Source organism: Streptomyces sp. B93, assembly GCF_018070565.1.
Classification (GTDB): domain Bacteria; phylum Actinomycetota; class Actinomycetes; order Streptomycetales; family Streptomycetaceae; genus Streptomyces.
On sequence record NZ_JAGPXL010000029.1, the window covers coordinates 58,724 to 68,811 of the forward strand.

Annotated in this window: 10 protein-coding genes; 3 read left to right on the forward strand and 7 right to left on the reverse strand. The window is 70.1% G+C overall.

The annotated features are described in order from the left end of the window. Window positions 1-72: 72 nt before the first annotated feature. A complete protein-coding gene (lysS, locus tag KBY47_RS24685) occupies window positions 73-1,815 on the reverse strand; it encodes a lysine--tRNA ligase (protein ID WP_210924326.1) in 1,743 nt (580 codons plus the stop codon). 355 nt (window positions 1,816-2,170) lie between these two features. Between lysS and argS the strand changes: the two genes are divergently transcribed. Beyond that, complete coding sequence (argS, locus tag KBY47_RS24690; RefSeq protein ID WP_210924328.1) at window positions 2,171-3,949, forward strand: arginine--tRNA ligase; 1,779 nt, start codon at window positions 2,171-2,173, stop codon at window positions 3,947-3,949. Between the two features lie 36 nt (window positions 3,950-3,985). Here argS and KBY47_RS24695 read toward each other — a convergent pair whose 3' ends face one another. The 6 genes from KBY47_RS24695 to KBY47_RS24715 all read right to left on the reverse strand — a co-directional run bounded on the left by KBY47_RS24695 (window position 3,986) and on the right by KBY47_RS24715 (window position 8,923). Beyond that, window positions 3,986-5,470 carry a polysaccharide pyruvyl transferase family protein gene (locus KBY47_RS24695; protein ID WP_210924338.1) on the reverse strand — a complete coding sequence of 495 codons (1,485 nt, stop codon included), beginning with the start codon at window positions 5,468-5,470 and terminating at the stop codon, window positions 3,986-3,988. A 78-nt stretch (window positions 5,471-5,548) separates the two neighbouring features. Next, window positions 5,549-5,905 (reverse strand): DUF805 domain-containing protein, encoded by a 357-nt coding sequence (locus tag KBY47_RS24700; RefSeq protein WP_210924340.1) that lies wholly within the window; start codon window positions 5,903-5,905, stop codon window positions 5,549-5,551. Between the two features lie 327 nt (window positions 5,906-6,232). Then, the gene (gene hemB / locus KBY47_RS24705) at window positions 6,233-7,228 is read right to left on the reverse strand and encodes a porphobilinogen synthase (RefSeq protein WP_210924342.1); all 996 of its coding nucleotides are present in this window, start codon (window positions 7,226-7,228) and stop codon (window positions 6,233-6,235) included. A gap of 99 nt (window positions 7,229-7,327) precedes the next feature. Then, window positions 7,328-7,690: a hypothetical protein gene (locus KBY47_RS37270; protein ID WP_308405266.1), complete on the reverse strand. Its 363-nt coding sequence runs from the start codon at window positions 7,688-7,690 to the stop codon at window positions 7,328-7,330. Window positions 7,691-7,739: 49 nt separating this feature from the next. Further along, window positions 7,740-8,210: a hypothetical protein gene (locus KBY47_RS37275; RefSeq protein ID WP_308405267.1), complete on the reverse strand. Its 471-nt coding sequence runs from the start codon at window positions 8,208-8,210 to the stop codon at window positions 7,740-7,742. 266 nt (window positions 8,211-8,476) lie between these two features. After that, window positions 8,477-8,923, reverse strand: coding sequence for an ATP-binding protein (locus KBY47_RS24715; protein ID WP_374103107.1), 447 nt, complete (start codon window positions 8,921-8,923; stop codon window positions 8,477-8,479). A 106-nt stretch (window positions 8,924-9,029) separates the two neighbouring features. On the opposite strand from KBY47_RS24715, the gene KBY47_RS24720 reads away from it, so the two are divergent. Beyond that, window positions 9,030-9,863: a helix-turn-helix transcriptional regulator gene (locus KBY47_RS24720; RefSeq protein WP_210924343.1), complete on the forward strand. Its 834-nt coding sequence runs from the start codon at window positions 9,030-9,032 to the stop codon at window positions 9,861-9,863. Further along, window positions 9,860-10,039, forward strand: coding sequence for a DUF397 domain-containing protein (locus KBY47_RS24725; protein WP_210924345.1), 180 nt, complete (start codon window positions 9,860-9,862; stop codon window positions 10,037-10,039). Before KBY47_RS24720 ends, KBY47_RS24725 begins: the two co-directional genes overlap by 4 nt. Window positions 10,040-10,088: the final 49 nt, after the last annotated feature.

A 10,088-nucleotide genomic window follows, 5' to 3' on the forward strand; every position in this document is an offset into this window, starting at 1 on the left:
AGCGGTACGGCGATGGGGGGGCGCCCGGTGCTGAGACCGGGCGCCCCCCCATCGCCGTCATCAGGCCGCTCCTTACTCCCCGAGCAGCCGCCGCACCCGCTCCTGCCCCACGGCCAACAGCAGCGTGGGCAGTCGCGGACCGGTGTCGCGGCCGACGAGCAGGTGGTACAGCAGCGCGAAGAACGACCGCTGGGCGGTCTTGATCTCCGGCGGCAGCTCCTTGGGCGTGGCGTCCGCGGAGAACCCGGCCTGCACCTTCGGCACCCCGTAGACGAGGTGGGTCAGCCCGTCCAGCGACCAGTGGTCGGCGAGCCCGTCGAGCAGCAGCCGCAGCGAACCCTGCGCCTGCTCGTCGAGCGACTTCAGCAGCTCGGCGTCGGGCTCGTCCCGCACGATGGTCCGCTGGTCGGCGGGGACCTGGGTGTTGATCCAGGCCTCGGCCTTGTCCAGCCGGGGCCGCACCTCGTCGAGCGAGCCGAGCGGCTGCTCCGGGTCCAGCTCGCTGAGGATGCGCAGCGCCTGGTCCGCGTGCCCGGCCGTGATGTCGGCGACGGACGCGAGCGTCCGGTACGGCATCGGGCGCGGGGTGCGCGGCAGCTCACCGGCGGCGGTGCGCACCGCGCGGGAGTGCGCGGCGACGTCGGCGGGCAGCGCCGAGCCGTCGGCGACCTTGCCGTCGAGCCGGTCCCACTCGTCGTAGAGCCGCTGGATCTCCTGGTCGAAGGCGACCTTGAAGGACTGGTTGGGGCGGCGGCGGGCGTACAGCCAGCGCAGCAGCTGCGGCTCCATGATCTTCAGCGCGTCGGCGGGGGTGGGCACGCCACCCTTCGACGACGACATCTTGGCCATCCCGCTGATCCCCACGAAGGCGTACATGGGCCCGATGGGCTGCTGCCCCCCGAAGATCCCCACGATCTGCCCGCCGACCTGGAAGGACGACCCGGGCGAGGAGTGGTCGACCCCGCTGGGCTCGAACACGACCCCTTCGTAGGCCCACCGCATGGGCCAGTCGACCTTCCAGACCAGCTTCCCGCGGTTGAACTCGTTCAGCCGGACGGTCTCGGAGAAGCCGCACGCCGTGCAGGCGTAGGTCAGCTCGGTGGTCTCGTCGTCGTAGCCGGTGACGGTGGTGAGGTCCTTCTCGCAGTTGCCGCAGTACGGCTTGTACGGGAAGTACCCGGCGGCGCCGGAGCTGCCGTCGTCCTCACTCGCCGCGCCGGACCCCTCGGCGGCCTCCAGCTCGGCCTCGTCGACGGGCTTCTGCGAAGCCTTCTTCGCCGGGGCCTTCTTGGTCCGGTACTGGTCGAGGATGGCGTCGATGTCCCCCCGGTGCCGCATGGCGTGCAGGATCTGCTCGCGGTAGACACCCGAGGTGTACTGCTCGGTCTGGCTGATCCCGTCGAACTCCACACCCAGCTCGGCCAGCGACTCGACCATGGCGGCCTTGAAGTGCTCGGCCCAGTTCGGGTACGCGGACCCCTTGGGCGCGGGCACGGACGTCAGCGGCTTGCCGATGTGCTCGCTCCACGACTCGTCAACACCGGGCACCCCGGCGGGCACCTTGCGGTACCGGTCGTAGTCGTCCCACGAGATGAGGTGCCGCACCTCACGCCCCCGCCGCCGGATCTCGTCGGCGACGAGGTGCGGGGTCATGACCTCGCGGAGGTTCCCCAGGTGGATGGGCCCGGAGGGCGACAGTCCGGACGCGACGACGACCGGTTTGCCCGGGGCCCGACGCTCCGACTCCGCAACGACCTCATCCGCGAAACGGGAGACCCAGTCGGTGGTCTCGGTGCTCTGACCCACGATCGGCACGTCCTCTTTTTTCCTGGAGTTTCCAAAACCCAGCCGCCAACCCCACGGCTGCCCACCTCATTCTCCCAGCTCCCCACGCAACAACGAAAACGCGTTACCGCACGACCGCGACCAGCAGCCCCGCGCAGCTGCGGGCAGTCGTGCCGCTGGGGCGGGGCCCACCCCCGCGTCCGCCGTAGCTGCGGGCAGTCGTGCCGCTGGGGCGGCACGGGTGGGCGCAGCGGCACCCCGCCAGCGCCGGGCAGCGCCACCCACCCCACAGCACCCCCACCCCCCGCACCCGGAAATTCCCTTTACCCCCCGTGGGATACTGACCACATCCACCCGCACCCACGAGGAGAACGGCACCCACCCCATGGCCCCGGTCACGTCCCTCACCGCCACCGTCCACCAGCACCTCGCCGCCGCCCTCACTTCCGCCCTCCCGGAAGCCGACGGAGTCGACCCGCTGCTGCGACGTAGCGACCGGGCCGACTACCAGGCCAACGGCATCCTCGCGCTCGCGAAGAAGGCGAAGGCCAACCCCCGCGACCTCGCCGCCCAGGTCGTCACCCACGTCACCACCGGCGACGTGATCAAGGACATCGAGGTCTCCGGCCCCGGCTTCCTCAACATCACCGTCACCGACCGGGCGATCACGACCAACCTCGCCGCCCGCGCCGAGGACCCGGACGCCCGCCTCGGCGTGCCGACCACCGCGGCCCCCGGCACCACGGTCATCGACTACGCCCAGCCGAACGTGGCGAAGGAGATGCACGTGGGCCACCTCCGCTCGGCGGTGATCGGCGACGCGGTGGTCCAGCTCCTGGAGTTCACCGGCGAGAACGTGGTCCGCCGCCACCACATCGGCGACTGGGGCACCCAGTTCGGCATGCTGATCCAGTACCTGGACGAGCACCCGCACGAACTGGACCACAAGGACACCGAGGACACCCAGGTCAGCGGCGAGGAGGCGATGTCCAACCTCGACCGCCTCTACAAGGCCGCCCGCAGGCTCTTCGACTCCGACGAGGAGTTCAAGACGCGGGCCCGCCGCCGGGTCGTCGACCTCCAGGCGGGCGACCCGCACACCCTCGCCATGTGGCAGAAGTTCGTCGACGAGTCGAAGATCTACTTCTTCTCCGTCTTCGAGAAGCTGGACATGGACGTCCGCGACCCCGACATCGTCGGCGAGTCCGGCTACAACGACATGCTCGCCGAGACCTGCCGCCTGCTGGAGGAGTCCGGTGTGGCGGTCCGCTCGGAGGGCGCGCTGTGCGTGTTCTTCGACGACATCAAGGGCCCGGACGGCAACCCGGTCCCGCTGATCGTCCAGAAGTCGGACGGCGGCTACGGCTACGCGGCCACGGACCTCTCCGCGATCCGCGACCGGGTCTTCAACCTCAAGGCGAACAGCCTGATCTACGTCGTCGACGCCCGCCAGTCCCTGCACTTCAAGATGGTCTTCGAGACGGCGCGCAGGGCGGGCTGGCTGAACGAGGACGTGAAGGCGTACCAGCTCGCCTTCGGCACGGTCCTCGGCAAGGACGGCAAGCCGTTCAAGACGCGTGAGGGCGAGACCGTACGCCTGGTGGACCTCCTCGACGAGGCGATCGAGCGGGCGACGGCGGTGGTCCGGGAGAAGGACACCCAGCACCAGCTCACGGACGCGGAGATCGCTGACCGCGGCGCCCAGGTCGGCATCGGCGCCGTGAAGTACGCCGACCTGTCGACGTCGGCGAACCGCGACTACAAGTTCGACCTGGACCAGATGGTCTCGCTGAACGGCGACACGTCCGTCTACCTCCAGTACGCGTACGCCCGTATCCAGTCCATCCTCCGCAAGGCGGGCGAGGTACGCCCGGCCGCCCACCCGGACCTCGGCCTGCACGGGGCCGAGCGCGCCCTGGGCCTGCACATCGACGCGTTCGCGGAGACGGTCGCGGAGGCGGCGTCGGAGTACGCGCCCCACAAGATGGCGGCGTACCTGTACCAGCTCGCCTCGCTGTACACGACGTTCTACGACAAGTGCCCGGTGCTGAAGGCGGAGACCCCGGCCCAGGTGGAGAACCGCCTGTTCCTCTGCGACATCACGGCCCGCACCCTCCACCAGGGCATGGCCCTCCTGGGCATCCGCACCCCGGAACGCCTCTGACGCAGCTGCGGCCGGAGGTCACCGGGGCCCGCGGGGTCACCCGGTCTTCCGGCCGCCGCCCCAGCCCAGCAACCCACGGGTCCGGCGCCGCAGCGCGGGACCGATGCGTACCATCGCGCGCTTCTCGACGCCGCTGACCCGGCGTTCCAGCGCGGCGAGCCGCTCGCGGGTGTCGGTCAGCTCCTGCCGGGCGGTGTCGAGGCGGCGCGCGGTCTCGGTGGCGCGCTTCTCGGCGGCGGCCAGCTTGGCGCCGGTGGTGGCCAGCTTGGCGTCGGAGGCGGCGAGCCGCTCCCGCAGCCGGGCGATGCGGTACCGCATGTGGCCGTCGTCGGAGCCGTCCCACACCGGCATGGAGGGCGGCAGGTCCAGCGCGGCGAGGCGGGCGTCGAAGGCGGCGCCGCGGTCGCCGTGGGAGTAGGTGTTCTCCAGGTCGTTGCGGTCGAGGAAGGCGACGATCCGCTCGAAGCGCTCCCGGTGCCCCTTGCGCAGGGCGGAGAAGTCGGCGGTCTCGTACAGCTCACGGGGGTCGGTCTCGGCGGGCAGCCCGGCCAGCGAGCGGTACGGCAGGTCGAAGTACCGGCACAGTTCGAGGGTGCGCGAGTCGTGGCTGAGCAGGACCGCGGGCGTTCCGGCGAGCAGTGCGGCGATGTTGCCGTGCAGGCGGGTGCCGTAGGCGAAGTCGTAGGCGCGCAGTTCGTCGATCCAGGTCGCCGGGTCGAGCGGCATGCGCACCTTGTTCTCGCGCAGCAGGTCGTGGCTGAGCTGGAGCGGGAAGGCGTCCTCGCGGCCGGACTCGGGGGTGGTGTCGCCCCAGAGCAGCAGTTCGGCGTCGTCGAGGTTCTGCGCGTAGTAGGTGAGGTGCGGGTAGCGCTCCCACGCGTAGCGGGCGACGCCGGAGACGTCGCCGACGGGTATCGCGTCCGGGGAGAGGTTGAGCGCGAGGCGGGAGGCCTCGGTCAGCTCGGCCTCGCGGGTCTCCGGGAAGGTGTCGCCGTACAGGAACATCGACGGGCAGCCGATGATGTCGATCCGGTCGGCGGGGAACCCGAGGTCCTTCAGGTAGGAGGCGGTCAGCTCACCGCGGACGCCGATGGAGGCGGAGCGGTCGAGCACGGCCGAGACGAAACGCTTCGCCGAGGCCTCCATGGGCTTCAGCCACCCGGTGTCGTAGTCGTCGGGCGCCTGCGCCCCGACGCCGAGGACGACGACCGGGATGGTGAGCTGCTCGATGAGCGTGGAGAGCCGGTCGAGCGAGGCGTGGAAACTGGGCCGGAAGGCGTTGGCGAGGGGGACGACGAAGACGTCGTACCGCTCGTTGATCTCCGCGGCCCGCCGGGCGGACGGATCGGTGCGGATGCCGTTGGAGGTGACCTCCGTGTCCGGCGTCGACAGCATTTTGTGGGCGGAGTCGCTGAAGAGCAGGTTGCCCGTGTTCGTCCCGATCAGGTCCTGGTGGATGAACTCTGTCGGCGTGGCGACACGGAAGGGACTCTTCCCGGACCGGATCAGGATGCGTTTCACGGAGCGACACCCTACAGAACGGTAAAAGTTCAGTGAAGGATGGCGGCCCGGGAGGGCTGCCATCCTTCACCGACGACCTCAGGCCGCGACCGGCGCTTCCTTCGGGTTGGGGCCGTACTGGTTCGCGCCCGGCTGGCTGTCCGAGCAGACGAAGACCAGCATGACGATGAAGCCGACCAGCGGGACGAGCCCGATGAGGATCCACCAGCCGGAGCGGCCGGTGTCGTGCAGGCGGCGCACGGAGACACCCAGGGACGGCAGCAGGAGCGCGATCGTCAGGAGCGCGGGCAGCCACACGGCGTCGATCGCGGCACCGACGGCGGCGAGGACGACGTAGAAGATCAGGTAGAAGAGCGCGAACATCCAGTACTCCTTGCGGCGCGCCCGGCCGCTGAATACCGCGTACTTCTTGATGACCTCGATGAACCAACTCATTGCGTCCCCCAGGGATCGACGTAAGACCACTCAGCCGATCCCCTAATGGATCAGGCCAGACGCAGAACTTAGAAAAGCTGACGAGAACCCGTCAATACGGTTGATCCGCACTGCTCAGCACACCGACACAGGCCCTGACCCCTCCGCGAGGCACTCTCCGAGCGGCGATTCTCGGACAGATCCCCCGGCCGGCACCGTCACCGTCCCGGTCGGCCACCGGGCGTTCCCCGGACCGAATCCGGTCCGTTGCCGAACTGAATGCCGACCGAGTCCGCCCAGTGGCCGAACCGAGGCCGCAGCGAGCCCGATCCGTTGTCTCCGCCGCCCTCAGCGCAGCAACCGCGCCGCCTCGACGGCCCAGTACGTCAGGATGTTCCGCGCCCCGGCCCGCTTGATCCCGGTCAGCGTCTCCAGGATCGCCCGCTCCCGGTCGACCCAGCCCTTCTCCGCCGCGGCCTCGACCATCGAGTACTCACCGGAGATCTGGTACGCGGCCACCGGCACGTCCACCGCGTCCGCGACCCGCGCCAGGATGTCGAGGTAGGGCCCGGCGGGCTTCACCATCACCATGTCGGCCCCCTCCTCCAGGTCGAGGGCCAACTCCCGCATCGACTCCCGGAAGTTGGCGGGGTCCTGCTGGTAGGTCTTGCGGTCACCCTTCAGCGACGACCCGACGGCCTCCCGGAAGGGCCCGTAGAAGGCGGACGAGTACTTGGCGGTGTACGCCAGGATCGCGACGTCCTCCCGCCCGATCTGGTCGAGCGCGTCCCGGACGACCCCGATCTGCCCGTCCATCATCCCGCTGGGCCCCACCACATGGGCCCCGGCGTCCGCCTGCACCTGCGCCATCTCGGCGTACCGCTCAAGGGTGGCGTCGTTGTCGACGCGCCCTTCCGCGTCGAGTACCCCGCAGTGCCCGTGATCGGTGGTCTCGTCGAGACAGAGGTCGGACATGACGAGCAGGTCGTCCCCGACCTCGGCCCGCACATCCCGCAGGGCCACCTGGAGAATCCCGTCCGGATCGGTCCCCGGCGTCCCGGCCGCGTCCTTCTTCGCCTCCTCCGGCACCCCGAACAGCATGATCCCGGAGATCCCCGCCGCCACCGCCTCCGCGGCCGCCTTCTTCAGACTGTCGCGCGTGTGCTGCACGACCCCCGGCATCGCCTCGATCGGCACCGGCTCGCTGACGCCCTCGCGCACGAACGCGGGCAGGATGAAATCGGCCGGGTGCAGCCGCGTCTCGGCGACCATGCGCCGCATCACGGGCGTGGTACGCAGCCGCCGGGGCCGCGTACCCGGAAAGGATCCGTACGTCGTCGTCATACGACCAAGCTACGCCCGTCCGACCCCGGGGTTTGCCGACGCGGCGTCGGCCCCTCGCGCGGCTGCGAGGCCCCCGCGGATGATCTGCCACCACAGCCCTCAGGCCACGGCTGGTACGCCGGCAACCGGCAACCGCTCAGCACGGCAACTCCGACAGAGCCCTGGCTCGGGCGCCCGGAAGACCCGGTCGCAGCCGTCGCAGTCCTGGAAGGGATGCGGGCGGCTCCGCCCGACCTCGGGAGCCGGAAACACGGGCACGGCGGGCAGGGGCAGCGGCAGCGACTCCCGCAGCCGGTAGCCGACCAGCGCGGACGCGGACCGCAGCTCACCAGGCAGGTCCACGGTGAGCATCCGGTTGACGGTAGCGGCGCTGGCCCCACCGTCCAGCCACTCGGCGACAACGGGGGCCAGCCGCTCCACCTCCCGGCGGGAGAGCGTGAGCCGCTCGTCGGTACGGCGCAACCCGGCGAGCAGGGAGACGGCGCGCTCGTGGGAGGGCCCCCGCCGGGGTTCAGGTTCGGGCTCCGGAAGCGGAGCCGGTTCGCGTACGACCGGCCTCGGCGTCGGCGCCGGTACGACATCGGTGTCGTCGGCGACAGCATCGGCGACCGCTGGCTCCCCCGGGCCCATGGTGGACGTACGTACGCGTCACCATCTGCCCCTCAGCCGTACGCTCCCGCACCCGCTCCAGATACCCGCACGCCTCCAACTCCCGCAGCGCGAAGGCGATCCGGTCCCGCCCCTCGGGAAACCGCTCAGCGAGGGTGCGGATGTCGACCGGGGCGCTCTCGGGCAGCGACAGGATGTGGACGGCGAGCCCGATGGCAGTCACGGACAGCTCGCGGTGCAGGGCGAGGTGGTTGCCGACGATCGTGTACCGGTTGGGGTGGTACGCACGGACGTGGGTGACACCGGACCGGGTGGCGGTGTGCCGAACGCCCTGCTTCGCACGCAGGGCAGCGTTAAGCTGCGTCTCAGCCATGGGGAAGGTCCTTGCTTCCTCGTTGGTCAGGCCCTCGCACTGGGATGCCAGTCCCGGCGAGGGCCGATGCATGTCTGCGGTTGTCACGGCGAGCCTGCCCGCCCAATCCCCCAGCGCGCCAGCCAAGTTGGCCGGGTTCACCCGCGTGAGTGACGTCCGGGAGGTTTGGTTGGGTTGGGAGGGTTCTTTCCAGGGAGTTCTTAACTCCTTTTACCGCCCGCACCCCCGACGACCGGCCCACCGAGTCCCGTATCCCCGGGCTCCGGTCAGGCCCGGAGCCCGACCTCCGCCCACACGGTCTTGCACGGCACGGGCCCGACCCGTACGCCCCACCGGTCGGCCAGTTCCTCGACCATCGCCAGCCCGTACCCGGACTCGGCAGGTACATCACCGCTGGGTGCTCCGGAGGGCAACCGATCACCACGAGGATCGGTGACCTCGATCCGGAGAACGCCAGACCCAGCGACGGAGAGCGTGAGCCGAAAGCTCCGCCCGGGAACCCGCCCGTGCAGCACGGCGTTCGCCGCAAGCTCGGCCACCAGCAACCGCGCCGGATCCAGCGGCACCCCCCACTCACTCAGTTGCTGAACGGCGAGCAGCCGGGCGAGACGGGCACCTCGGCGGGTGGCGGAGAGCGGCACGGTGAACCGGCGCACGGCGGGTGCGGCGGAGGGCAGGAGAGTTTGCTGATTCACGTCACCCAGCGTGTTCACGCATGCGTAGCCTGTGAAGACGGACAGCCCGTGCGGCCGTTGGCCGTCCGCCTGGCGTCCGGTCCCGTCCGGGCGGTACGGGACGACCGAGGAAGAGGTGGCGAACGTGAACGAGTGGAACGCGGGGCCCGACGACGAGGAGGCCGGGGGCGTGATGCGCACGGTCATCCGGCAACTGAAGCTGTGGCGGGAGTCGGCGGGCCTCACCCAGGCGGAGTTCGGCGCGGCGATCGGGTACGGGGAGGAGTCGGTCTCGTCCGTGGAGCGGGGACGGCGGATTCCCCGACCGGAGTACCTGGAGGCGGCGGACGAGGCGCTGGGCGCGGGCGGGAAGATCGCGGCGTTCAAGGAGGACGTGGCGGAGCTCCGGTACCCGAAGAAGGTACGGGATCTGAAGAAGCTGGAGGCGGAGGCGGTTGAGCTGTGCGCCTACAACAACTCCGTCGTTCATGGGCTGTTGCAGACCGAGGAGTACGCACGGGCGGTGCTCGGCGCCCGCCGCCCGCCCTTCACCGCCGACCAGTTGGAACAGCAGGTGTCGGCCCGCATGGCCCGGCAGGAGATCGTCGGCGACACGACAGCTCGCGCCCTCTTCAACTTCGTCCAGTGTGAGTCGACGCTTCTCCGGCCCATCGGAGGCAAGATGGTGATGCGCGCGCAACTCGAACGGCTGTTGGAGGTTGGCGCCTTCCGCAACGTCGACCTTCAGGTACTGCCCCTGAACCGCGAGGAGAACTCAGGGCTCGACGGCTCGTTCAGGTTGGTCAGGCTCGGGGACGGCACCACGGTCGGTCATGTCGAGGTGGCGCACATCAGCCGCGTGATCACGGAGCCGAAAGAGGTGCAGCTCCTGGACATCCAGTATGGAATCATCCGGGCACAGGCTCTCAGCCCACGGGAGTCGATGGCCCTCATCGAGAAAGTGCTTGGAGAAACATGAAGCTGGAGTGGATAAAGAGCAGTTACAGCACGTCCAGCGGCCCCGACTGCGTCGAGGTGGCCACACCGGACGAGACTCAGGTCCTCGTCCGCGACTCCAAGAACCCCGACGGCCCCCGCCTCACCCTCGCCCCCACCACCTGGGCGACCTTCCTGTCGTACGCGTCCGGGCGCTGACGCGTAACGCACGCGGCCCACACCGAGTCCACGGTGCGGGCCGCGTCTG

What these genes read in the sequence shown, in the direction of transcription:
- argS (WP_210924328.1), top strand. Translation starts at nt 2,171, where the DNA reads ATGGCCCCGGTCACGTCCCTCACCGCCACCGTCCACCAGCACCTCGCC.
- KBY47_RS24700 (WP_210924340.1), bottom strand. Translation starts at nt 5,905, where the DNA reads ATGAGTTGGTTCATCGAGGTCATCAAGAAGTACGCGGTATTCAGCGGC.
- KBY47_RS24725 (WP_210924345.1), top strand. Translation starts at nt 9,860, where the DNA reads ATGAAGCTGGAGTGGATAAAGAGCAGTTACAGCACGTCCAGCGGCCCC.
- KBY47_RS37275 (WP_308405267.1), bottom strand. Translation starts at nt 8,210, where the DNA reads ATGGCTGAGACGCAGCTTAACGCTGCCCTGCGTGCGAAGCAGGGCGTT.
- hemB (WP_210924342.1), bottom strand. Translation starts at nt 7,228, where the DNA reads ATGACGACGACGTACGGATCCTTTCCGGGTACGCGGCCCCGGCGGCTG.